This is a genomic window from Actinacidiphila sp. bgisy145, assembly GCF_057708125.1.
Genome location: NZ_JBYIRL010000030.1, coordinates 18714 through 42306 on the forward strand (window position 1 = coordinate 18714; position 23593 = coordinate 42306).

A 23593-nucleotide genomic window follows, 5' to 3' on the forward strand; every position below is an offset into this window, starting at 1 on the left:
TTCCTCCGGGAGTGCCCCGTTCCTCCGGGGCCCTGCTCCTCCGGGAGTGCCCCCGTTCCTACGCGGAGTGCTCCGCGGCGTCGCGGCGGGCGCGGTCGCGGGCACGGCGGGCGGGCCCCTTCCAGCCGCAGGAGCAGCGCGCGGACGCGAAGGACCCGCGCTCGACGACGGTCACCTCATGGCGGCTGCCACCGCCGGCGGCACCCGCGGTGGTGGTGGACGATCCGGGGTCGGACACGCCTCAACCGTAACGGGCGTGACGGCCCGCTCAAGACCGTCGTTATCCGGGTGAGACCCAGCCGGTGGGGCGGGTGCAGGGATGGACGGGCGATGGTGGCAGCGGTGACCCCAGCGGCGGGCACGACGGGTGTGGCGGGTGCGACAGCAGGCGGCGGCGCGACGGGCCCCCACCGCCCGCGCCGCGGCACACGCGGGCGGGGCGGACCGCACGCCGCCGCGGTCGCCGCGGTCGCCGCACTGGCGTGCGCGGCGGCGCTGACCACCGGCTGCGGCGGCCCGGCCGCCGGCCGCGCCGCAGGCGCGGCCCCCGCGGACGCCGCCCAGACCCGCGCGGTCACCAGCGCCGCGGACACCCTGGTCGGCGCCGGCAGTTCCAAGGTGGCCACCGCGATGCGGATGGCCAGCGGCGGTACCTGGGTCACCATCACCGGCACCGGCGGCTTCGACTACGCCAGGCGGCAGGGCGAACTGGTGGTGCTGCTGCCCAAGGACGCGGTCGGCAAGGAGGAGCACAAGCCGATCACCGAGCTGATGACGCCCGGCGCGCTCTACATGAAGAACCGCGGCGCGGGCGTCCCCGCCGACAAGTGGGTGCGGGTGGACACCACCCGCCTGCCCGACGGGAACCTGGTCACCGGCGGCGCCACCGAACCGCTGGCCGCCGCCGAACTGCTGCGCGGCGCCGAGGACGTGACGTACTCCGGCACCGAGCAGCTGCAAGGCGTCCGGGTGCGGCACTTCCGCGGCACCACCGACATCGCCAGAGCCGCCCGGATCGCCCCGACCGCCGTCCGGGGCCCGCTGAGAGCCGCCGCGAAGGGCTTCACGGTGACCCGGGTGCCCTTCGACGCCTGGCTCGACACACAGGGCCGGCTGCGCAAACTCACCCAGCGGTTCACGATGAGCCCCTCACCGGCGTCCGGCGGCGCCGCGAGCACCCCGTCCGCCCGCCAGGACCCGGGCGTGACCGTCACCGCCACCACCACCTACGACGGCTTCGGCACCCCCGTCGCAGTCACCATGCCGAACAGTGCGGACATCTGGACCGGAAAGATCGTTTCTGCCACCTCCTAGGTCCCGCCCCGCCGGATCGGGCCTGCTGGAAATGGTCCATCCGTGCCATGCGCCGGGCCGCGTACGGTCCCTACGCTTGATGACGGCCGTTCACAGGCGTATGGGGACGCGTAGCGAAGGTGGTGCGGGTATGGCGCCGTCACTCATGACCTCGGTGCAGGACGATCCGGTGGCACTGGCCGAGATCGATCTGTACGGCGAGCTGATGATCGCCGCTTCCGCCACCGTCGAGGAGCGGTTGAGCTCCGACCGCATCGACGAGGTGCTGGACGTCGCCCGCGTCCGCCCGGTCCGGGCGAACTAGGAGGACTCAGGGGTCCTCCGGCGGCAGCGCGAGCCAGGGCGGCAACGCCGCCGCGGCCGGGCCGCCCCGGGCCCGACCCGACCCCCTCGAGCACCGCGGGCCCCGCGCCGCGGTGCTCAGGTGCGCAGCAGCCGCGCTATCGCCGCCGTCGCCTCGGCGACCTTCTCGTCGATCTCCGGCCCGCCCCCGACCGCGGCCGCGGCCACGCAGTGCCGCAGGTGCTCCTCCAGCAGCTGGAGCGCGAAGGACTGCAACCCCTTGGTGCTCGCCGAGACCTGGGTGAGGATGTCGATGCAGTAGACGTCCTCCTCGACCATCCGCTGCAACCCGCGCAGCTGGCCCTCGATCCTGCGCAGCCTCTTGAGGTGGGCTTCTTTGTCATGGCTGTAGCCATGCGGCCCGTGCGGCTTCACAATCTCCCCGGCGACGCCTTCCGTGGCCATCCGCATGCCCGCCCTTCTGTCCCGTTATACCCCCGATGGGTATACCTTACCGAATCGATACCCTGTGCGAGGCATCCCCTGACGGGGGGACTTCGTCCAATGGGCGACACTGGTGGACGCCGGTCAGTGGCGACCGCATGATGCACCTAGCATCAACGAGACCGAAACTCATGCACCCCGAGGACCTCACGTGCGCTTTCGTCTGACCCCCAGGGAGACGAGCTTCTATGACATGTTCGCCGCTTCCGCGGACAACATCGTCACCGGTTCGAAGCTCCTGATGGAACTGCTCGGGGCCGATGCGCCGACCCGGACCGAGATCGCAGAACGCATGAGGGCGGCCGAGCACGCCGGGGACGACGCGACCCACGCGATCTTCCACCAGCTCAACTCCTCCTTCATCACGCCCTTCGACCGGGAGGACATCTACACCCTCGCCGGCTCGCTCGACGACATCATGGACTTCATGGAGGAGGCCGTCGACCTGGTCGTCCTCTACAACGTGGAGGAACTGCCCAAGGGCGTCGAGCAGCAGATCGAGGTGCTGGCCAGGGCGGCCGAGCTGACCGCCGAGGCGATGCCGAACCTGCGCACCATGGCCAACCTCACGGAGTACTGGATCGAGGTCAACCGGCTGGAGAACCAGGCCGACCAGATCCACCGCAAGCTGCTCGCCCACCTGTTCAACGGCAAGTACGACGCCATCGAGGTGCTCAAGCTGAAGCAGATCGTCGACGTGTTGGAAGAGGCTGCCGACGCGTTCGAGCACGTCGCCAACACGGTGGAGACCATCGCGGTCAAGGAGTCCTGACCTTCGTGGACACCTTCGCTCTGGTCGTGACCATCGGGGTCGCGCTCTTCTTCACCTACACCAACGGCTTCCACGACTCGGCGAACGCCATCGCCACCTCGGTCTCCACCCGCGCCCTGACCCCCAAGGCGGCGCTGGCGATGGCCGCGGTGATGAACCTGCTCGGCGCCTTCCTCGGTTCGAAGGTGGCCGCAACCGTGAGCAAGGGCCTGATCGCCACGCCCGAGGGCCGCCACGGAATGGGCATCCTCTTCGCCGCGCTCGCCGGTGCCATTGTATGGAACCTGGTGACCTGGTACTTCGGGCTGCCGTCGAGTTCAAGCCACGCGCTGTTCGGCGGCCTGGTCGGCGCGGCACTGGCCGGCGGCATCGCGGTGCACTGGAACGGCGTGGTCGACAAGGTCATCGTGCCGATGTTCGTCTCCCCGGTGGTCGGCCTGCTCGTCGGCTACCTGGTGATGCTGGCGATCCTGTGGTTCTTCCGCCGCGCCAACCCGCACAAGGCCAAGCGCGGCTTCCGGATGGCCCAGACCCTCTCGGCGGCCGCGATGGCACTCGGCCACGGCCTCCAGGACGCCCAGAAGACGATGGGTGTGGTGGTGCTGGCGCTGGTGATCCACGACCCGAGCCGCGGCTTCGGCATCCCGATCTGGGTGAAGCTGATCTGCGCGGCGATGATGTCGCTGGGCACCTACGCGGGCGGCTGGCGGATCATGCGGACCCTCGGCCGCCGGATCATCGACCTCGACCCGCCGCAGGGCTTCGCCGCCGAGACCACCTCCGCGGCGATCCTCTACACGACGTCGTACGTCTTCGCGGCGCCGGTCTCCACCACCCACGTCATCACCTCGGCGATCATGGGCGTGGGGGCGACCAAGCGGGTCAAGGCGGTCCGCTGGGGCGTGGCGAAGAACATCGTCGGCGGCTGGTTCATCACGATGCCCGCCGCGGCGGTCGTCGCCGCCGTCTGCTTCTACGTGGTCCAGTTGATCTTCGGCTGATCGGCTTGGCCGGTTTCCGCCGTTCCCGGTCCCTGGTGCCGGTGTACGCGAGTCCATGGGGCGGCGCATGCGAAGGGCCCCGGCCCCCGTCGAAGGGGAAACCGGGGCCCTCGCGCCCTGCGGTGGCACCGCCATGCAGCACCGCACGGCGTCCTGGGATCAGCCGAAACGGCCGGAGATGTAGTCCTCGGTCGCCTGCACCGACGGGTTGGCGAAGATCTTCTCGGTCTCGTCGATCTCGATCAGCTTGCCGGGCTGCCCGACCGCGGCCAGGTTGAAGAACGCGGTACGGTCCGACACGCGCGCGGCCTGCTGCATGTTGTGCGTGACGATCACGATGGTGAAGCGTTCCTTCAACTCCCCGATCAGGTCCTCGATGGCGAGGGTGGAGATCGGGTCGAGCGCGGAGCACGGCTCGTCCATCAGCAGCACCTCGGGCTCGACCGCGATCGCGCGGGCGATGCACAGCCGCTGCTGCTGGCCGCCGGAGAGCCCCGAGCCGGGCTTGTTCAGCCGGTCCTTGACCTCGTTCCACAGGTTGGCGCCCTTGAGGGACTTCTCGACGATGGAGTCGAGCTCGCCCTTCTTGCGGACGCCGTTCAGCCGCAGGCCGGCCGCCACGTTGTCGTAGATCGACATGGTGGGGAAGGGGTTGGGGCGCTGGAAGACCATGCCGACGGTGCGCCGGACCGTCACCGGGTCCACGCCGCTGCCGTACAGGTTCTCGTCGTCCAGCAGCACCTGGCCCTCGACGCGGCCGCCGGGGGTGACCTCGTGCATGCGGTTCAGGGTGCGCAGGAAGGTGGACTTGCCGCAGCCGGACGGGCCGATGAAGGCGGTCACGGAGCCGGGCTCGACGGTCATCGAGATGTCGTCGATGGCCTTGTGGCTGCCGTAGTAGGCGGACAGGCCGCTGACGTCGATTCGCTTGGCCATGGTGGGGATCACTTCATTTCTGCTAGGTCTGCTGATGGCCGCGTCAGCGACCTGAGTGCTTCGGCGCCTTCCAGCGCGCGATGAGCCGGGCCACGAGGTTCAAAATCATCACGAAGGCGATCAGGACCAGGGCCGCGCCCCAGGCGCGGGCGTAGCTCGCGGGGTTGCCGTCCACGTACTGCTGGTAGATGTAGAACGGCAGCGATTCCTGCGGGCCCTTGAAGGGGTTGTTGTTGATGTACTGGGCGCCGTAGATCAGCAGGGCGACCGGGGCGCTCTCGCCGGCGATCCGGGAGAGGGCCAGCATCACGCCGGTGGTGATGCCGCCGATCGCGGTGGGGACGACCACCTTGGTGATGGTCCGCCACTTCGGCACGCCCAGCGCGTAGGAGGCCTCGCGCAGCTCGTTGGGAACGAGCTTGAGCATCTCCTCGGTGGAGCGGACCACGATCGGCGTCATCAGGATGGCCAGTGCCAGCGAGCCGGCGAAGCCGGACTGCGGCGCCTTGTCGAAGGCGATGAACCACAGCGACAGGATGAACAGGCCCGCCACGATCGACGGGATGCCGGTCATCACGTCGACGAAGAAGGTGACCACCTTGGCGAGCAGGCCCCGGCCGTACTCGACCAGGTAGACCGCGGTGAGGATGCCCAGCGGGGCGGCGATGGCCGCGGCGATCGCGACCTGCTCCACGGTGCCGATGATGGCGTGGTAGATGCCGCCGCCGGGCTGGATGGTGAGCACGTTCTTCATCGAGTGCGTCAGGAACGTGCCGTCGATCACACCGGCGCCCTGCTTGATCGTCGTCTCGATCAGCGAGTACAGCGGCAGCACGGCGAGGATGAACGCGGACCAGACCAGGCTGGTGGCCACCCGGTCCTTGGCCTGGCGGCGGCCCTCGACCTGGGCGGTGATCACGTACGACCCGACCACGAAGAGCAGCAGGGCGATCAGGCCCCACTGGATGTGGCTGTCCAGGCCGGCCCCGGCGCCGATGGCCACGGCCACCACGATCGAGCCGACCGCGATCGCGGGCGGGGTCCAGCGCGGCAGCCGCCGGGTCGCCAGGTGCCTGGTCGCGGGCACGGCGGCGGACGACGTCGCGTCGACAGCGGTCTCGGTCATGCGTTGGCCCCCGAGTACTCCTTGCGCCGGGCGATGATCAGCCGGGCGGCTCCGTTGACCAGGAGCGTGATGACGAACAGCACCAGGCCGGACGCGATCAGCGCGTCCCGGCCGTACTCGGTGGCCTCACCGAACTTGGCGACGATGTTCTGGGAGAAGGTGCCGCCGGCCGGGTCCAGCAGGTGGGCGCTGAGCGTCGGCGACGCGGACAGCACGGTGGCCACCGCCATGGTCTCGCCGAGCGCGCGGCCCAGGCCGAGCATCGAGGCGGAGATGATGCCGGAGCGGGCGAAGGGGAGCACCGACATGCGGATGACCTCCCAGCGGGTCGCGCCGAGCGCGAGTGCCGCCTCCTCGTGCATCTTAGGCACCTGCCGGATGACCTCGCGGCTGACGTTGGTGATGATCGGCAGGATCATGATCGCCAGCAGGATGCCCACCGTGAACAGCGAGCGCGGGGTGGAGTTCGGGTCGTCCTTGTGGAAGATGACCGTCCAGCCCAGGTAGTGGTTGAGCCACAGGTTCAGGCCGCGCAGGTGCGGCACCAGGAAGAGCGCGCCCCACAGGCCGTAGATGATGCTGGGCACCGCGGCGAGCAGGTCGATCACGTACGCGATCACGTCGCCGAGCCGGCGCGGCGCGTAGTGCGTGATGAACAGCGCGATGCCGACCGCGATGGGCACGGCGATGGCCATGGCGATCACCGCGCTGACCACGGTGCCGTAGGCGAGGACCGCGATGCCGAACTTCGGCGGCGTCAGCGCGGCGTTCCACTCGAAGGTGGTGAAGAAGTTCGCGTGGTCCTTGGAGATGGCGTTGACCGCGCGGACGGTCAGGAAGAGCGCGATGGCGCCCATGATGACGAGGACGAAGATGCCCGAGCCGCGGGAGAGCCCGGCGAAGACCCGGTCGCCCGGGCGGGTGACGGTCTTCGTGCTGCTGGGCGGCGGCGGGGCGGCGGGGGGCGGTGCGGTGGTTGTCATGGGGAACTCCGGTCTGGGGTGGGGGAGGTGGCTCCCCCGGCGGCGGTGCACCGGATGTGCGGCGGGCCCCGCGGTGGTCGTGCCGACCGCGGGGCCCGCCGCCCTGGATCAGGACAGGGCGGAGATGGCGGAGCGGACCTTCGTGGCGATGGTGTCCGGCAGCGGGGCGTAGCCGGCGCTCGCCAGCTGGCCCTGGCCGTCGGCGCTGGCGATGTAGTTCAGGAAGGACTTCGTCAGCGGCAGGGTGTCGGACTTGTTGCCCTTGTCGCAGGCGATCTCGTACGTCACCAGGACGATCGGGTAGGCGTTGTCCGCCTTGGTGGTGTACGCGGCGCTCAGGTCGAGGGCCAGGTCGGAGCCGGTGCCGACGACCTTGGCCTGCGCGATGCCCGCGGAGGCGTTGGCGCTGGTGGCCTCGACCGGCTGCGAGGCGCCGGTGGCGATCTTGACGGTCGGGATCTGGTCGGCGGTCGCGTAGGACAGCTCGAAGTAGCCGATCGCGCCCTCGGTCTGCTTGACCTGCGAGGCCACACCGGAGGACTGGGCGACGGCCTGGCCGCCCTTGCCCGCCCACGCCTTGGCGTGCGGGTAGGGCCAGTCGGCCTTGGCCGCGCCACCGAGGTACTTGGTGAGGTTGTCGGTGGTGCCGGAGTCGTCCTGGCGGTGGAAGCTCTGGATCTTGGTGCTCGGCAGGTTGGCGCTCGGGTTGAGCTTCTTGATCGCCGGGTCGTTCCAGGTGGTGATCTTGCTGTTGAAGATCTTCGCCAGGGTCGGGGCGTCCAGCACGAGGTTGCTCACACCGGGCAGGTTGTAGCCGATGGCGATCGGGCCGCCGACCATCGGGAGGTCGATGCCCTCGCCGCTGGTGCACACCTTCTTCGACGAGGTGATCTCGTCGGCGGCGAGCGGGGAGTCGGAACCGGCGAAGGCGTCGGTGCCCTGGTTGAAGTCGATGACGCCCTGACCGGACGACGACGCCTTGTAGTTGATCGTCGCGCCGGAACACGCCTGCTGGTAGTTCTTCACCCAGGCTTCCATCGCGTTCTGCTGCGCGGTGGAACCGGAGGACAGGATCTGGCCCTTGGCGCAGGAGATCGACGACGCGGCGGACGAGCTGGACGAGCTGCTGCTCGACGACGAGGAGCTGCTGCTGTCGTTGTTGTCCGAACCGCAGGCGGTCAGGACCAGCGCGCCGGTAATCGCCGCCGCGCCGACGGTCAGGGCCCGCATTCCGGTCTTACGCTGAAGCTTCACCTTCGTGTGTTCCTTCCAAAAGCCCGCCGGTGGACGGCGAAGCACAGGGTTTGGTTTTCTGCATCCACCCGGCGCGAGTGCTGCTCACCGGTAAGGCCGAAATTAGGGAGATCAGATGAAGCGACCGACGGGGGAGGGTGAACGCGAGGTGAACCTCGTCCGTCGGTGTGGTGGCCCTCTGAGCAGGCCGAGCCCCCAGGTGCCAGGTGGGGCGAACGGGGAGCGGGTGACCTGGGCACGCCTCGGCCGCGCCGCGGCGGGGCGCCCGGGAGCAGGGGTCTACGCGCGTGGCCCGGCGGGTGTTCGGGGGCCGCGGACGGGGGCCTGAGGGGGCCTGGTGGGTCAGCCCTGGAGGGCGTTCAGGAGGGCGGCGATCAGCGCGCGGTCGCGGTCGTGGGTGAGGCGCCGGCGGGCCGCGTCGGGGGGCAGCCAGGCGATGCGGTCGACCTCGTCGTTGGGCGAGAAGGGCGGCGCGGTGGCGGCGGAGGGCGCCTGGGCGGCCCAGTAGCGGACCTCCTTGGGGCGCCCGGCGGTCCAGTAGTACGACGCGGGCAGCGGCGTGCCGAGCACGCACGCCACACCGGTCTCCTCGAGGGTCTCGCGCACCGCGGCGGCCGCGTGGTCCTCGCCGCGCTTCAGCTTGCCCTTGGGCAGGCTCCAGTCGTCGTACCGGGGCCGGTGGACGAGTGCGATCTCGACCCCGGCGCCGTGTGCGGCGTGCCGCCACAGCACGGTGCCCGCCGCCTGCACCGTGGTGCTCACGACTGCCACAGCCGGGAGAAGGCGAACCGGGCGGCCTCCACTTCGTGCCGCTGGTCGGCGTGGAGCACACCCAGCGCGTAGGCGGTCGCCGGGGCGATCCGGGGGGTGCGGGCCGCGGCGGCGACCGCGGCGGCCGACTCGGCGGCCTCGTGGTGCCGTTGGAGGACCAGCGCGGCCTCGGCCAGCCGCGGGTCGCCGTGGCCGCCGGCCCCGGGCACCTCGGCGGCGTACCGGCTCAGCCGCAGCAGTATGCGCACCTGGTGCCAGGGCGCGTCCTGGAGGTCGGCGGTGAGGTCGGCGCCGAGCGCGGCCTGCACCGCCTCGGCGTTGTACGGGTGCCCGGCCCGGCGCAGGGGCAGCGTGCCGGCCGCCTCGGCGAGCCGGGTGTGCGCCTGCCCGGCCAGCGGCGGCAGCACCTGGTCGGCGGGCTCGGCGGCCCGCGCGGTCAGCGGCACCTCGGAGGCGAGCAGCGCGATGGAGTCGGCCAGCGCGTGGAAGCGCGCCGAGCCCATCGCCTGCAAGGTCGCCGAGTGCGCCCGGGTACGGGCCAGGGTGAGCTGCCGCTCCAGCAGCGCGGCGGCCCGCGCCGCCCCGACCGCCAGCGGCCCCGCGGACTGGGCCGGCACGGTGCCGCGCGCGGCGACCGCCGCGCCGGCGGACCGGCGCGCGCCGCCGGCCGGCTCCGCACCGGCGCCGCCGTCGGCGCCCTGGGGGAGCGCCACCGCGGCGGGCAGCGCCTCCTCGGCCGGGGCGAGCACCGACAGCCGGCGCAGCGCGTCCAGCAGCCGTCCCAGCCGCACCGCGTACTGCGGCTCACGGCCGAGGGTGGCGCCGAGCCAGCCCAGCTCGGTGCGCATCGGCTCGGCCCACGCGGGGTCGGTCAGCACGCCGTAGGTGTGCAGCACACCGGCGATCCGCCGGGCGCTGCCGCGCAGCAGCGCGTCCGCGGTGTCCTCGTCGTCGCCGCGCAGGCCGAGCCCGCGCAGGAACGCGGTCGCCTGCGTGCGCAGGTAGGACGACAGGGCCTCGCCCGCGTTCCCGTCGTCGAGCCCCGTGCTGACGCCCACCGTGCCGCTCCCCGTGTCCGTGCCGTCGCCCGGTCGACCGGGGATCTGCTGTGCGAGCAGGTTGCTATGTTGCTGCTGACGGGCCACGCCGGCGCCTCCGGGCGTCGATGAGCATTTCCTGGACGTTGCGCAGCGGACGGCCCTCGGAGTCGGTGCTGTGCCGGGTCCAGTCGCCGTCGGCCGCCAGGTGCCAGGACGAGGTCGCGTCCGACATCCCGGTCTCCAGCAGTCCGTCGAGGGTGGCGCGGTGGACCGGGTCGGTGACCCGGACCAGCGCCTCGATCCGGCGGTCGAGGTTGCGGTGCATCATGTCGGCGCTGCCGATCCACACCTCCGGCTCGCCGCCGTTGCCGAAGACGAAGACCCGGGAGTGTTCCAGGAACCGGCCCAGCACGCTGCGCACCCGGATGTTCTCCGACAGGCCCGGCACTCCCGGTCTGACCGCGCAGATGCCCCGGACCCAGATGTCGACCGGCACACCGGCCTGGGAGGCGCGGTAGAGCGCGTCGACCACCACTTCGTCGACGATCGAGTTGACCTTGATCCGCACGGAGGCCGGGCGCCCGGCACGGTGGTGGCCGATCTCGGCGAGGATGCGCTGGATCAGGCCGTCGCGCAGGCTGCGCGGGGCGACCAGCAGCCGGTTGTACGTCTCGCGGCGCGAGTACCCCGACAGCCGGTTGAACAGGTGGGACAGGTCGGCGCCGACCTTGGGGTCGGCGGTGAGCAGGCCCAGGTCCTCGTAGAGCCGCGCGGTCTTCGGGTGGTAGTTGCCGGTGCCGACGTGGCTGTAGCGGCGCAGGGTGTCGCCTTCCTGGCGGACCACCAGCGACAGCTTGCAGTGCGTCTTGAGGCCGACCAGGCCGTAGACGACGTGGCAGCCGGCCTCCTCCAGCTTGCGGGCCCACTTGATGTTGGCCTGCTCGTCGAAGCGCGCCTTGATCTCGACCAGCACCAGCACCTGCTTGCCCGCCTCGGCCGCGTCGATCAGCGCGTCCACGATCGGCGAGTCGCCGGAGGTGCGGTAGAGGGTCTGCTTGATGGCCAGCACGTCGGGGTCGGCGGCGGCCTGGTCGAGGAAGGACTGCACCGAGGTGGAGAACGAGTCGTACGGGTGGTGCAGCAGGATGTCCCGCTCGCGCATCGCGGCGAAGATGTCCGGCGGCGTGGCCGACTCGACCTCCGCGAGGTCGCGGTGGGTGCCGGCGACGTACGGCGGGAACTTCAGCTCCTCGCGGTCCAGCGCGGCGATCGCGAACAGGCCGGTCAGGTCGAGCGGGCCGGGCAGCGGGTAGACCTCGGTGTGCTTCATCTTCAGCTCGTGCACGAGCAGATCGAGCACGCGCGGGGCGATCGACTCCTCGACCTCCAGCCGGACCGGGGGCCCGAAGCGGCGCCGCATCAGCTCCTTCTCCAGCGCCTGGAGGAGGTTCTCCGCGTCGTCCTCCTCGACCTCCAGGTCCTCGTTGCGGGTGACCCGGAACATGTGGTGGTCCAGCACCTCCATGCCCGGGAACAGCTCGTCGAGGTGGGCGGCGATCACGTCCTCCAGCGGGACGTACCGCTGCGGGCTCGCCTCCAGCAGCCGGGACAGGATCGGCGGCACCTTCACCCGGGCGAAGTGCTCGTGCCCGGAGACCGGGTTGCGCACCACCACCGCGAGGTTCAGCGACAGGCCGGAGATGTACGGGAAGGGGTGCGCCGGGTCGACCGCCAGCGGGGTCAGCACCGGGAAGATCTGCTTGCGGAAGAGCGTGGCCAGCCGGGCCTGCTCCTGGCCGGTGAGGTCGCCCCAGCGGATGACGTGGATGCCCTCGTCGGCGAGCTGCGGGCCGACGTCGTTCTGGAAGCAGGCGGCGTGCCGGGCCATGAGCTCGCGCGAGCGGGTCAGGATCAGGTCCAGCACGTCGCGCGGCTGGAGGCCCGACGCGGAGCGGGTGGCGACCCCGGTGGCCATGCGGCGCTTGAGGCCGGCCACGCGGACCATGAAGAACTCGTCGAGGTTGCTGGCGAATATCGCCAGGAAGTTCGCCCGCTCCAGCAGCGGGGTGGTCGGGTCCTCGGCGAGTTCGAGGACCCGTTCGTTGAACGCCAGCCAGCTGCGCTCGCGGTCCAGGAAGCGGCCCTGCGGCAGCTCCTCGCCGAACTCCTCGCCGGCCGCGGCGAGGCTGGGCGGCTCGGGGTCGAGGTCGGGGACGACGCGCGGGCGGAAGGTGCCGTCGGGGGTGCTGAAATCGGTGCCGTTCGCGGTGTGCCCGGTGCTGCTCGGCGCGGCCTGGGCGGCCTGCGCGGGTACATTCGGGTGATTTGTCTGGGCCATGGGTTGCGCGCCCTCCTCCGGTTCCGGCACATCCGCCACATCGGCGGCCCCCGTGCGGCGGCCGACGGCCGTCGCTCCATTGTCCCGTGTACCTGCGGGTTCCGGCAGGTCGGGCGGGGGAGTGGGGGTCGGGGCAGCGTGCTGCACCCGGCGATGTTCGCAAGCGCGGTTGAATGACCGGTAAAGAGAGCGTTGCCGTCAGGCAAGCGGGGTGCTTCCAGCGAGGGTGCCCCGGCCCCCCGGACGGCCCGCCGCTTTCCGGGTCATTCCTCGGTGCGGTACATCAGGTCGGTTTCGTGGGTGGTGAAGCCGAGGCGCTCGTAGACGGCGACGGCGGGGGCGTTGTCGGCGTCGACGTAGAGCATCGCGGTGCCCAGTCCGCGCTCGCGCGCCAGGTGCCGCAGCCCGATCGCGGTGAGCGCCCGGCCGAGGCCGCTGCCCTGCTCGTCCGGGGCGACCCCGACCACGTAGACCTCGCCGAGCCCCTCCGGCCGGTGCACCTTGGTCCAGTGGAAGCCGACCGGGGTAGGGCCGCGGAAGGCGAGGAAGAAGCCGGCCGGGTCGAACCAGGGCTCGGCGATCCGGTCGTCCAGGTCGGCCCGGGTGATCCCGCCCTGCTCGGGGTGGTGGGCGAAGGCCGCCGCGTTGACCGCGAGCCAGGCCGCCTCGTCCTGGCCGGGCACGAAGGTGCGCACCTCGACCCCCTCCGGCAGCCGCGGCTCGGGCAGCCCGGTCAGCTCCGGGTCGAGCGGGCGGCGCATCTGCCGCAGCTCGCGGAAGAGCCGCAGGCCCAGCTGCCGGGCCAGGTGCCGGGCGGCCGGGTGGCCGCCGTGCGCCCACACCCGCAGCCGCCGGCCGGTGGCGGCCAGCAGCTCCGCGGCCAGCGCCTGGCCGTGGCCCCGCGAGCGGCGCCGGGGGTGCACCAGGAACTCCGCGGCAGGCGCCTCCACCGGGTCGGTGCCGTCGATCTGCCCGTACCCGGTCAGCTCCTGCGCCCCGCCGCCGTCCGGCCCCGGCGTCCACAGCAGCAGGTGCCGCACGCCGGGCCGGCCGGCGTTGCGCAGGTGCAGTCGGCCCTGCTCGGAGACGGCCGGCTGGCCGTCCTCCGCGGCGGCCGCCGCGATCAGGTCGAAGACGGCCTGGGCGGCGCCGGCGGGCAGGTCGGTGAAGGTCTCGATACGGCGGTCGGTCATGCGGTGATCGTACGGCTCCGCTCCGTCCCGTCCTCGGGCGCCACCTGCCGCCGTACCGGGATGATCGCCGCCGAGGCGCAGGCGGTCGCGGCGGCCAGCACGAAGCCCGGCCAGTAGGAGGTCGCCGAGATCAGCGCGGCCATCGCCGGGGGCACCACGGCGGCGGTCAGGTTCTGCCCGGTGTTGTGCACGCCCAGCGCCCGGCCGGACCAGGCCGGTCCGGCCCGCTCGGCGGTGGAGGTGAAGGACAGGCCGTTGGTGCTGGCCGAGATGCCGATCGCGACCACCAGCAGTGCCGGGGTCAGCGGCGACGGGAAGGCCGTGGTCAGCGCGGTGGCGCCGATCACCGCGGCGGTGAGGACGGCGAGCTGCCGCATCGGGCGCAGCCGCTCGCCGACCGCGTCGGACCAGCGCCCGACCAGGATGCGGGCGAGCGCGCCCAGCCCCTGCGCGCCGGCGATGAGCTGCCCGGCGTGCACCGACGACCAGCCGCGTACGTCGACGAGCAGGACCAGCGCGAACGCCCCGGCGGTGAACTGCGGGATCACCAGCAGCGCGGCCGAGCCGTGGATGCGCCACAGCACGTTCGAGCCGCGGTACGGGTTCGGCGCGGGGCCGGCCGCCTCCTTCGCGGTGCGCGCGGGGTCCGCGGCGAACAGCGCGATCAGGACGGCGATCGCCCCGCAGGCGAGGGCGAGGAACCCGATGGCGCCGGGCAGGCCGTGCGCGTCGGACAGCGGCGGCATCGCCAGCGCGGCCACGCCCATGCCCAGCGGCGTGGACGTCTGCCGGATGCCCATGGCCAGGCCGCGCTCCCGCGCGGCGAACCAGCCCATCACCAGCCGGCCGCTGGCGGAGTACACGGAGGCGCCCGCGGCGCCGGCCAGCACCAGCAGCAGCCCGAGCGCGAGCATGCCGTGCGCGACCCACGCGGCCAGTGCCAGGCTGCCCGCCGCCAGGCCCAGGCCGCAGGCGATCACCACCCGCTCGCCCCAGCGGTCGGCCGCCGCGCCCCACAGGTACAGGGCCAGGACCAGCCCGGTGGTGGGCGCCGCGACGAGCAGCCCGACCTCGGTGAGCGAGAGGTGCTCCTGCTTGCGCAGCATGTCGGCGAGGTACGGGATGCCGTACACGAACGCGCAGGCGGCCGTCTGGGCCGCGGTTCCCAGGGCCAGCATCAGCCAGCGGCGCATGGGTGCACCTCCTTGGTAGGTGGTGCACCCAACTATGTCGTCTCGGCCGAGGAGTGAGACAGAGCGTTTCGTTATGTGAGACGGATGCGGCCGCTGCGCCCGTCTGCGCCCGTCTATGCCCGGCCTACGCCTCCGCCTGTGTCGCGCCCGGCGGCAGCTCCGGCGGTTCGATCGGCGCGCCCGGCAGCCGCAGCGCCGCAAGCGTGCCGCCACCCGTCGCCGGGGACAGCGACACCTCGCCGCCGGCCTGCTGCGCGGTGCGCGCCACGATCGACAGGCCCAGCCCGCTGCCCGGCAGCGACCGAGCCGACGGCGACCGCCAGAACCGCTCGAACACGTGCGGCAGCTCCTCCGCCGGGATGCCGGGGCCGTGGTCCCGCACCGTCAGCAGCCCGTCCCGCAGCCGCACGTCGATCTCGCCGCCGGGCGGGGAGAACTTCACCGCGTTGTCCATCAGGTTCACGATCGCCCGCTCCAGCGCAGCCGCCTCCGAGCGGACGTACCACGGCGCCACGTCGGCGATGATCTTCAGGTCGGGTCCGCGCAGCCGCGCCCGGGCCAGCGCGGTCTGCGTCACCTCGTGCAGCGCGACCACCTTCAGCGTCGGCCCGCTGTCCGGCCGGGACAGCTCCTGGAGGTCGCCGATGAGCGAGGCCAGCTCCGTCATCTGCGCCTTCACCGATGCCAGCAGCGCCCGGCGGTCCTCCGGCGGCAGCGCCCGCCCGGTCGCCTCGCTCCGCTCCAGCAGCTCGATGTTGGTGCGCAGGCTGGTCAGCGGGGTCCGCAGCTCGTGCCCGGCGTCCGCGATCAGCTGCTGCTGCCGGTCCCGGGAGGAGGCCAGCGCGGCCGTCATCGAGTTGAACGACGCGGACAGCCGGGCGATCTCGTCCTGCCCGTCGACCGGGATGCGGACGTTCAGGTCCTCGGTGCGCGCGATGTGCTCCACGGTCTGCGTGAGGTCGTCCACCGGCCGCAGCCCGGTCTGCGCGATCAGCAGCCCGGCGCTGGCCGCGCCGACCGCGCCGATCCCGGTGACGGCGAGCAGCACCCACGCCAGCGTGGTGAGCGGGTCGCTGACCACGCTGAGCGGGCGCGCCACGGACAGCGCGATCGGCTGCGGCGGGCCCTGCACGGTCAGTACGGCGTTGGTGCTCACCGTGTAGACCCGCAGCGCGGTGCCGTGGCTGTGCACGGTGTGCGTCACCGAGACCTGCTGCGGGCCGATGACCGCCACCGAGCGGTCGGCCGAGGTGGTGGTGAACGTCTTGCTGCCGGAGATCAGGCAGGTCTTGCCGTCGGGCAGCACGATCTGGGCGGACACGCTCGACGGGTTGATGTTGTACTGCCCGTTGTCCGGCGCCTGCGACTGGCAGGTGAACGATCCTGATCCGAGCCGGCTGGCCCGCTGGAGCTGCTGCTTGGCGTCCTCCAGCCCCTGGCTGAGGGACTTGTCCAGCTGGGAGCTGAGTTCGTTGCGCGTGATCAGCCAGCAGGCCAGCGCGGCCAGCGCCACCGCGACGAGGACCGCGGCCGCCGTCAGGATGGTGAGCCGGGAGCGCAGGGGGAGGCGGTTCACGCGTGCCCGCCGTCGGGGGCGCGCAGCACGTAGCCGACGCCCCGCACGGTGTGCACCAGCCGCGGCATGCCGCCGGCCTCGGTCTTGCGCCGCAGGTACATCACGTACACGTCGAGCGAGTTGGAGGACGGCTCGAAGTCGAAGCCCCACACCGACTTGAGGATCTGCTCCCGGGTGAGGACCTGGCGCGGGTGGGTGAGGAACAGCTCCAGCAGTGTGTACTCGGTGCGGGTCAGCTCCACCGGCTGCCCGGCCCGGGTGACCTCGCGGGTGGCGGTGTCCATCCGCAGGTCGGCGAAGGCGAGCGCGTGGGCGGCCGAGTCGTCGGCCGGGCCCTGCGCACCGGCGTACGAGCTGCGCCGCAGCAGGGCGCGCAGCCGGGCCAGCAGCTCGTCCAGCTCGAACGGCTTGACCAGGTAGTCGTCGGCGCCCGCGTCCAGACCGGTGACCCGGTCGCCGACGGTGTCGCGCGCGGTGAGCATCAGGATCGGCGTGGTCACACCGGTGGACCGCAGCCGCCGGGCGGTGGTCAGGCCGTCCATCCGCGGCATCAGCACGTCCAGCACGATCGCGTCCGGGCGGTAGCTGTCCGCCTGCTCCAGCGCGGCGAGGCCGTCGGCGGCGAGCGCGGTGTCGTACCCCTCGAAGGCCAGGCTGCGGCGCAGCGCCTCCCGTACGGCCGGCTCGTCGTCCACGATCAGCACCCGTGCGGGCGCTTCGGCGCTGTCCCCGTTGCTCATCCGTTCCCTACCTCATGACCCGTCGGTGATGTCCCCAGCCTCGCACGTCCGCCGCGCTTTCCCGGAAGGTCCGCGCCCCGGGCCGCCGGGGGACGGCCGGCGGTCCGGGACGCGTCCCGGCTCAGCTGCTGTCCCCGCCGCTGCGCAGGTAGGACAGGTCGGCCTTGACGGTGTTGATCGGGATGGCGAAGCCCAGGCCCACGCTGCCGGCGCTCGAGGAGGACGAGCTGCTGTCGGAGGAGCTGGAGTACATCGCCGAGTTGATCCCGACGATCTGCCCGCTCATGTTGATCAGCGCGCCCCCGGAGTTGCCCGGGTTGAGCGAGGCGTCGGTCTGGAGCGCCTTGTAGGTGGTGGTGGAGCTGCCGGTGCTGCCGTTGTACTGGTTGCCGCCGAAGGAGAACGGCCACTGGTCGCTGCCCCCGCCGCTGCCGCTGCTGCCGCCGCCGTAGCCCTGCTGGCCCTGGCTGCTCTGGCCCTGGCTCTCCTCCACCGGCACGGTCACCTCGCGGTTGAGCGCGGAGACGATGCCGCTGGTCACGGTGTCGCTCAGGCCCTCGGGCGAGCCGATCGCCACCACCTGGTCGCCGACCGCGACCGCGGAGGAGTCGCCGAGGATCGCCGCGGGCAGCCCGCTGGCGCCGTTCACCTTGATCAGCGCGAGGTCCTTCTTCGCGTCGGCGCCGACGACCGAGGCGGAGGCGGTCTTGCCGTTGCTGTAGGTGATCGAGATGCTCTGGGCGCCGGAGATCACGTGATTGTTGGTGACGATCTGGCCGTTGGAGGTGATGATGACGCCCGCGCCGGTCGAGGTGCCGTCGCTGAGGGTCGCGGTGATCTCCACGACGCTGGGGTTGACCGCCTTGTAGACCCCGGACACGGTGCCGTCCACGGCCGCGGCGTTGACCGCGGCGGCGGAGACCACGCTGTTGCCCGAGTGGTCGGTGGCGTGGCCGATCAGCGCGCCGGCGCCGCCGCCGACGACGCCCGCGGCCAGCGCCACCGCCGCGGCGAGCGCGAAGGGCCGGCTCATCCGGCGGCGCCGGCGCGGCACCGGCGAGGCGCCCACGGCCGCGTAGCCGGCCTGGTAGGCGGGCGGCGGGGGGTAGCCCCCGATGCCGCCGTAGTGGCCGGCGCCGCCGGTCGCGGTCTCCGGCGCCGAGGCGGGCACGACCGAGCCCTGGATCACGGTGTGCCCGGCGTCCCCGGTGGTGTACGGGTCCTGACCACCGGCGTACGGGTCCTGGTAACCGCTCCCGGCGTACGACTGCTGCTGCGCCGGCGGGGCCGTGTGGGTCGGCGGCTCGCTGTACGGCGCCTGCGGGTCGGACTGGAGCGGAAGCTGCGCGTCGTGCGGGTACTGGGGTTCGCCGCCGTTGCGGCTCTCGCTGGTCATGTCTATGACTCTGAGCCCGCTTCATGAGAGCTTGCTGAGTGCACGCTGAGAAGCCCGGCAGAAGTAGGTATGCCCGATGTAAGGAAGATCGCCGCCCCGGTGGCGCGGCCTTTATCCGGCCCTCACCGGGCCCGCCGTACGAACCCGACTCCGGCCGCGGCAGAGGCTGTTGGCCGGTGCCCGCGCCGCACTCAGGCGCAGCCGCACGAACCCCGCACGACCAGCCGGGACGGGAACTGCCGGACCCGCTCGCGGCGCGAGCCGGGCACCCGCAGCGCGTCGTCGAGCACCGCGTCCACCGCGGCGCGGGCCATCGCCTGCCGGTCGGAGGCGACCGTGGTCAGCGGCGGGTCGGCGAGCGCGGCTTCCTTGACGTCGTCGAAGCCGGCCACCGCCAGCTCCCCGGGTACCTCGATGCGCAGTTCGCGGGCCGCCCGCAGCACACCGATCGCCTGGTCGTCGGTCGCGCAGAAGATCGCCGGCGGCCGGTCCGGCCCGGCGAGCAGGTCGAGCGCGACCCGGTAGGCGTCGTAGCGGTTGTAGGGCGCCTGGAACAGGCGGCCCTCGGTGCTCTTGCCGGCCTCGGCCATGGCCCGCCGCCAGCCCACCACGTGGTCGGTGACCGGGTCGCCGACCTCCGGGGTGACCTCGGTGCCGCCCAGGCAGGCGACGTAGTCGTGGCCGTGCTCCAGCAGGTGCCGGGTGGCCAGCTGCGCGCCCCCGATGTCGTCGGTGACCACCGCGATGTCGTCGATCGCCTCGGGCCGCTCGTGCAGCAGCACCACCCGGGCGTCCCACGCGTCGATCTCTATGGCGGCGTTTTCGCTGGGGCCCTGGCTGATCAGGATCAGCCCCGACACCCGCATGCCGAGGAACGCCCGCAGGTAGTGCACCTCGCGCTCGTCGAGGTAGTCGGAGTTGCCGACCAGCACCATCTTGCCGCGCTCGGACGCGGCCTGTTCCACCGCGTGCGCCATCTCCGCGAAGAACGGCTGGCGCGCGTCCGGGACGATCAGGCCGATCAGGTCGGTACGGCGGCTGGCCATCGCCTGCGCGACCCGGTCCGGCCGGTAGCCGAGCTGTTTGATGGCAGCGAGCACCCGCTCGCGGGTGGCCGGGGCCACCGGCCGGGGTCCGTTGTTGATGACGTAGCTGACGACCGCGGTCGAGGTCCCTGCCAGCCTGGCCACATCGTCACGCGTCACCTTGGGCACGTCGCGCAGTCTACGCGTGTCCAAGGTGGCGTCATATAAAAGTCTCAGACGGTGTGCTCAGCCGAACTGCGGCTGTCCACCCGGTGGTCGGCGGCGGGCGGCTCGGCCCGCTCGTCCGCCCGGTCCGCCGTCTCCGCCCGGTCGCCCTTCTCGCCCTTCTCGGGCTTCTCCGGCGTGACGAAGCGGTAGCCGACATTGCGCACGGTGCCGATCAACGACTCGTGCTCCACGCCGAGTTTGGCCCGCAGCCGCCGCACGTGCACGTCCACCGTGCGGGTCCCGCCGAAGTAGTCGTAGCCCCACACCTCCTGGAGGAGCTGGGCGCGGGTGAAGACCCGGCCCGGGTGCTGCGCCAGGTACTTCAGCAGCTCGAACTCCTTGAAGGTCAGGTCGAGCACCCGGCCCTTGAGCTTCGCGCTGTACGTCGCCTCGTCGACCGACAGGTCGCCGTTGCGGATCTCCATCGGGCTGTCGTCGCTGCCGATCTGCTGGCGGCCCATCGCCAGCCGCAGCCGCGCCTCGACCTCCGCGGGGCCGGCGGTGTCGAGCAGCACGTCGTCGATGCCCCAGTCGGCGGTGACGGCGGCGAGGCCGCCCTCGGTGACCACCAGCACCAGCGGACAGCCCGGGCCGGTGGAGCGCAGCAGCTGGCACAGGCTGCGGACCTGCGGGAGGTCCCGCCGGCCGTCGATCAGGATCACGTCGGCACCGGGGGTGTCGACCAGAGCCGGGCCCTCGGCGGGCGCCACGCGCACGCTGTGCAGCAGCAGGCCGAGTGCGGGCAGCACTTCGGTCGAGGGTTGAAGGGCGTTGGTCAGAAGCAGGAGAGAACTCACCGGGCGCTCCCGTAGGTCGTCGTCCGGCCCCGCTGCGCGGCCGCGGGTGGGGCGGGCGGTGCCGGGACACGTCCCGTGACCTGTCTCAAAACCGAACCCTCCTCGTTTCCCGCGAGGCGCCATCGAGTGCCGGAAAGCACGAAAGGACCCGGGGGCGACATTGCCCAGGTCCTCTTCCAGGGAAGAATAGCCCACATGGACAGCCCTGCCGAGAGCGGTGACAGCCTTTCGTGTGTTCCGGTGATCACTTCGGGTGGCCACCGGGAGGTGCTGTTGACGTCGGACGGCGTACCGATCGAGGCCGAGCACCTGCCCGCACCGGCGGGTTCCGGCCGCCTCGCGATCGTGGTCGCGCACGGCTTCACCGGCGCCCTGGACCGGCCCGCGCTGCGCCGCGCGGCACGGCGGCTCGCGTCGTACGGCGGGGTGGTCAGCCTCTCCTTCCGCGGCCACGGCGGCTCCGGCGGCCGCTCCACGGTCGGCGACCGGGAGGTGCTCGACCTGGAGGCGGCGGTGGCCTGGGCGCGGCGGCTGGGCTACCCGGACGTGGCCACCGTCGGGTTCTCCATGGGCGGTTCGATCGTGCTGCGGCACGCCGCGCTCTTCGGCGTGGACGCGGTGGTGTCGGTCAGCTCGCCGGCCCGCTGGTACTACCGCGGCACCCCGCCGATGCGGCGGGTGCACTGGGCGGTGACCCGCCCGGTGGGGCGGCTGGTCTCCCGGTACGGGCTGCGCACCCGCATCCACACCCGCGACTGGGACCCGGTGCCGCTGTCCCCGGTGCAGGCGGTGCCGCTGATCCCGCCGGTGCCGCTGCTGGTGGTGCACGGCGACCGGGACGCGTACTTCCCGCTCGACCACCCCCGCTCGCTCGCCGAGGCGGCCGGGCCCGGCGGCGCGGAGCTGTGGATCGAGCCCGGCTTCGGCCACGCGGAGAACGCGGCGGCGCCGGAACTGCTGGACCGGATCGGCGACTGGCTGACCGCCCGCTTTCCCGCGAGCTGACGCCGACCCGCCATGATGGAGGCGCACCACGCACTGACCCGAGGACGGAGCGATGGCAGGACCTGACACGGCGGCGCCCGCGGCGGGCACGATCCGCTACTGGGCGGCGGCGAAGTCCGCCGCGGGCACGGCGGAGGAGCCGTACCGCGCGGCGACCCTCGCCGACGCGCTGGCCGCGGCCCGCGCCCGCCACGCCGCCGACCCGGAGTTCGCCCGGGTCCTGCTGCGCTGCTCCTTCCTGGTCGACGGCGCGCCCGTGGGCACCCGCGACCACGCCTCGGTCCCCCTGCCAGACGGCGGCACGGTGGAGGTCCTTCCGCCGTTCGCGGGAGGATGAGATGAGCGACTTCCACAGTTCCGACCAGCCCTACGGCGCCCCTGCCGCGCCCGGCGAGCCCGGCTTCCCGCCCGCCCCGGCCGACGGCGCGCCTGGCAGCGGCTACGGCCAGGGCGGGCAGCCGTACGGCGCCCCGCCCCCGGCCCCCGGCGGCTGGTCCGGCGGCGGCCCCGCCCAGGAGGCGTACCCGCAGGCCGGGTACGGCGGCCAGGGCGGCTACGAGCAGCCGGGGCACGGGCAGTCCGGGTACGGGCAGCCGGGATACGAGCAGACCGGGTACGAGTCGTCCGGGTACGAGCAGCCGGGATACGGGCAGGGCGCCTACGGTGCCGGCGGGCACGTCCCCGGCGGATACGCGCCGACCGGCAGCGGCTACGGCCAAGGCGGGCTGCCGTACGGCGGCGCACCCTACGGTGCGGGCGCGGGTCCGGCCGCAGGTCCGGGCGGGGCCTACGTACCCGAGCCCATGGCCGCGCAGCCGCCGCCGGGCGCGCAACCCGGGGCGGCCGAACCCGGCGGGGTGTGGGAGGGGCAGGTCATCAGCGGCCAGGTGCATTCCGGGCAACCCGCCGCCGACCCCTGGGCGGCCGCCCCCGCCGCCGCGCCCGCCTGGGGCACCACGCCCGAGGGCGCCCCCGGATACGCGCCCGGCCAGGACGCCGACTACGGCCCGGCGGGCGGGCGCAAGCCCGCGCCGGCCCCGCGCCACGCGCCGGACGTGCCCGCCGGGTACGCGCAGGACGCCGGATACGCGGCGGCTGGATACCAGCAGGCCGGATACCAGCAGGCGGGCGCCCCGCAGGCCGGGTACGCCGCCGCGCCGGCCGGCCCCGGCCCCGTTCCCGGCCCTGACGCCGATGCCGATGCGGAACCCGAACTGGAGCGCACCGCCGCGCTGCCCGTCGTCGAGGCCGAACCGGCCGCGCCGGCGCACCGGACCGGCTCGCCGATCATCCCGCCCGGCATCCAGCCCGCCGGGCTGACCGCGGCCCTCGGCCTGCTGCTCGCGGGCGGGGCGGCCGTCGGCAAGCCCGCCCTCGCGGTGCTGCTGGTGCTGCTCCAGGCGGTGACCGCGGCGGGCTGGTTCCGGCTCAACGGCATGTGGCCGGCCCGGCAGGGCATCGTGCTGGCGTTCCTGTCCGGTGTCACCGTGGACATCGCGGTGCTCGCGGTCAGCGGCGGCCACGGCCCGGTCGCGCTGCTGGGCACCCTCGGGGTGTGGCTGCTGTTCGTCCTGGTCCTCCAACTGCGCCACCACGGCTCGGCCGACGAACGCCTCGCGTCGCTCACCGCGACCTCCGCGTCCACCCTGCTCACCGTGGTCGCGGGCGGCTACCTGCTGACCGCCACCTCGCACGCGGGCACCGACCCGGTCGTGGCCGGCACCGTCGCGGTGGCCGCCGCCACGTTGGTGCGCGCGCTGCGGCTTCCGGGCGGCGAGCCGGTGTCGCTGGCCGCCGCGCTCGTGGTGGCCGCCGCCACCGGCGCGCTCACCGGGCCGGCCACGGGCTTCGGCAGCGGCCACGCGGTGCTGCTCGCCGCCGCCGCCGGCGCCTGCGCGCTGATCGGCCTGCGGGTGGCCAGCTACGACTGGCCGTCCCGGTTCGTGCACTTCACCGCGGGCGTCGCGCTGCCGCTGACCGCGGCCGCCCCGGTGGTCTACGTGCTGGGCGCCGCCCTGTCCTGATCGTTCCGGTGAGATAAATGACCTGCCCGGCGGGAACCGTTCGGGCCCCGCCGCCCGTCAGGCGTTGCGAGCGAGTCGAACGGTAGAACGGTCAA

23 protein-coding genes are annotated in these 23593 nt (G+C 72.8%); 7 read left to right on the top strand and 16 right to left on the bottom strand.

The genetic code is table 11. From position 1 onward, the window contains the following. Positions 1 to 58 precede the first annotated feature (58 nt). Positions 59 to 238, bottom strand: coding sequence for a hypothetical protein (locus tag AC3ERT_RS25180; protein WP_435176945.1), 180 nt, complete (start codon positions 236 to 238; stop codon positions 59 to 61). Between the two features lie 104 nt (positions 239 to 342). On the opposite strand from AC3ERT_RS25180, the gene AC3ERT_RS25185 reads away from it, so the two are divergent. Continuing rightward, on the top strand, positions 343 to 1314 hold the full coding sequence (locus AC3ERT_RS25185) for an SCO4651 family lipoprotein (protein ID WP_488180745.1): 972 nt from the start codon (positions 343 to 345) through the stop codon (positions 1312 to 1314). Positions 1315 to 1444: 130 nt separating this feature from the next. Beyond that, the gene (locus tag AC3ERT_RS25190; RefSeq protein ID WP_435132601.1) at positions 1445 to 1618 is read left to right on the top strand and encodes a hypothetical protein; all 174 of its coding nucleotides are present in this window, start codon (positions 1445 to 1447) and stop codon (positions 1616 to 1618) included. Between the two features lie 116 nt (positions 1619 to 1734). Here the strand turns inward: AC3ERT_RS25190 and AC3ERT_RS25195 are convergent, their stop codons facing one another. Next, positions 1735 to 2067, bottom strand: coding sequence for a metal-sensitive transcriptional regulator (locus AC3ERT_RS25195; protein WP_335981213.1), 333 nt, complete (start codon positions 2065 to 2067; stop codon positions 1735 to 1737). 184 nt (positions 2068 to 2251) lie between these two features. Between AC3ERT_RS25195 and AC3ERT_RS25200 the strand changes: the two genes are divergently transcribed. Further along, positions 2252 to 2872 carry a DUF47 domain-containing protein gene (locus AC3ERT_RS25200; RefSeq protein ID WP_202235181.1) on the top strand — a complete coding sequence of 207 codons (621 nt, stop codon included), beginning with the start codon at positions 2252 to 2254 and terminating at the stop codon, positions 2870 to 2872. A gap of 5 nt (positions 2873 to 2877) precedes the next feature. Further along, the gene (locus tag AC3ERT_RS25205) at positions 2878 to 3873 is read left to right on the top strand and encodes an inorganic phosphate transporter (protein ID WP_335981214.1); all 996 of its coding nucleotides are present in this window, start codon (positions 2878 to 2880) and stop codon (positions 3871 to 3873) included. A gap of 159 nt (positions 3874 to 4032) precedes the next feature. On the opposite strand, the gene pstB is transcribed toward AC3ERT_RS25205, so the two are convergent. The 14 genes from pstB to AC3ERT_RS25275 all read right to left on the bottom strand — a co-directional run bounded on the left by pstB (position 4033) and on the right by AC3ERT_RS25275 (position 20469). Further along, positions 4033 to 4809: a phosphate ABC transporter ATP-binding protein PstB gene (gene pstB / locus AC3ERT_RS25210; protein WP_335981215.1), complete on the bottom strand. Its 777-nt coding sequence runs from the start codon at positions 4807 to 4809 to the stop codon at positions 4033 to 4035. A 43-nt stretch (positions 4810 to 4852) separates the two neighbouring features. Next, positions 4853 to 5935: a phosphate ABC transporter permease PstA gene (gene pstA / locus AC3ERT_RS25215; RefSeq protein ID WP_335981216.1), complete on the bottom strand. Its 1083-nt coding sequence runs from the start codon at positions 5933 to 5935 to the stop codon at positions 4853 to 4855. Beyond that, a complete protein-coding gene (gene pstC / locus AC3ERT_RS25220) occupies positions 5932 to 6918 on the bottom strand; it encodes a phosphate ABC transporter permease subunit PstC (RefSeq protein WP_435176947.1) in 987 nt (328 codons plus the stop codon). The genes pstA and pstC overlap by 4 nt, the downstream gene beginning before the upstream one ends. 108 nt (positions 6919 to 7026) lie before the next feature. Beyond that, positions 7027 to 8172 carry a phosphate ABC transporter substrate-binding protein PstS gene (gene pstS / locus AC3ERT_RS25225; RefSeq protein ID WP_335981218.1) on the bottom strand — a complete coding sequence of 382 codons (1146 nt, stop codon included), beginning with the start codon at positions 8170 to 8172 and terminating at the stop codon, positions 7027 to 7029. Positions 8173 to 8514: 342 nt separating this feature from the next. After that, positions 8515 to 8943, bottom strand: a complete 429-nt coding sequence (locus AC3ERT_RS25230) for an NUDIX hydrolase (protein ID WP_435132609.1) — start codon at positions 8941 to 8943, stop codon at positions 8515 to 8517. After that, positions 8931 to 10001, bottom strand: coding sequence for a CHAD domain-containing protein (locus tag AC3ERT_RS25235; RefSeq protein ID WP_435176949.1), 1071 nt, complete (start codon positions 9999 to 10001; stop codon positions 8931 to 8933). Before AC3ERT_RS25235 ends, AC3ERT_RS25230 begins: the two co-directional genes overlap by 13 nt. A 64-nt stretch (positions 10002 to 10065) precedes the next feature. After that, positions 10066 to 12429 (bottom strand): RNA degradosome polyphosphate kinase, encoded by a 2364-nt coding sequence (locus AC3ERT_RS25240; RefSeq protein WP_435177042.1) that lies wholly within the window; start codon positions 12427 to 12429, stop codon positions 10066 to 10068. A gap of 155 nt (positions 12430 to 12584) precedes the next feature. Then, positions 12585 to 13514: a mycothiol synthase gene (gene mshD, locus AC3ERT_RS25245; protein ID WP_435176951.1), complete on the bottom strand. Its 930-nt coding sequence runs from the start codon at positions 13512 to 13514 to the stop codon at positions 12585 to 12587. Beyond that, on the bottom strand, positions 13511 to 14707 hold the full coding sequence (locus tag AC3ERT_RS25250; RefSeq protein ID WP_335981224.1) for an MFS transporter: 1197 nt from the start codon (positions 14705 to 14707) through the stop codon (positions 13511 to 13513). The genes mshD and AC3ERT_RS25250 overlap by 4 nt, the downstream gene beginning before the upstream one ends. A 124-nt stretch (positions 14708 to 14831) precedes the next feature. Next, a complete protein-coding gene (locus AC3ERT_RS25255) occupies positions 14832 to 16283 on the bottom strand; it encodes a sensor histidine kinase (RefSeq protein ID WP_435176953.1) in 1452 nt (483 codons plus the stop codon). Further along, the gene (locus AC3ERT_RS25260; protein ID WP_335981226.1) at positions 16280 to 17023 is read right to left on the bottom strand and encodes a response regulator transcription factor; all 744 of its coding nucleotides are present in this window, start codon (positions 17021 to 17023) and stop codon (positions 16280 to 16282) included. The genes AC3ERT_RS25255 and AC3ERT_RS25260 overlap by 4 nt, the downstream gene beginning before the upstream one ends. Before the next feature lie 121 nt (positions 17024 to 17144). Next, complete coding sequence (locus AC3ERT_RS25265) at positions 17145 to 18419, bottom strand: S1C family serine protease (protein WP_435176956.1); 1275 nt, start codon at positions 18417 to 18419, stop codon at positions 17145 to 17147. A 191-nt stretch (positions 18420 to 18610) separates the two neighbouring features. Then, positions 18611 to 19633, bottom strand: a complete 1023-nt coding sequence (locus AC3ERT_RS25270; protein WP_335981400.1) for a LacI family DNA-binding transcriptional regulator — start codon at positions 19631 to 19633, stop codon at positions 18611 to 18613. Between the two features lie 44 nt (positions 19634 to 19677). Next, positions 19678 to 20469: a response regulator transcription factor gene (locus AC3ERT_RS25275; RefSeq protein WP_335981229.1), complete on the bottom strand. Its 792-nt coding sequence runs from the start codon at positions 20467 to 20469 to the stop codon at positions 19678 to 19680. A gap of 195 nt (positions 20470 to 20664) precedes the next feature. On the opposite strand from AC3ERT_RS25275, the gene AC3ERT_RS25280 reads away from it, so the two are divergent. From AC3ERT_RS25280 to AC3ERT_RS25290, 3 genes are read left to right on the top strand one after another with little or no spacing between them, the layout of a single operon-like run. Further along, entirely contained in the window at positions 20665 to 21474 is an 810-nt protein-coding gene (locus AC3ERT_RS25280) for an alpha/beta hydrolase family protein (RefSeq protein ID WP_335981230.1), read from the top strand. Between the two features lie 52 nt (positions 21475 to 21526). Continuing rightward, entirely contained in the window at positions 21527 to 21811 is a 285-nt protein-coding gene (locus AC3ERT_RS25285) for a MoaD/ThiS family protein (protein WP_335981231.1), read from the top strand. Between the two features lies 1 nt (position 21812). Further along, complete coding sequence (locus AC3ERT_RS25290; RefSeq protein WP_435176958.1) at positions 21813 to 23498, top strand: hypothetical protein; 1686 nt, start codon at positions 21813 to 21815, stop codon at positions 23496 to 23498. The last annotated feature ends 95 nt before the right edge of the window (positions 23499 to 23593 follow it).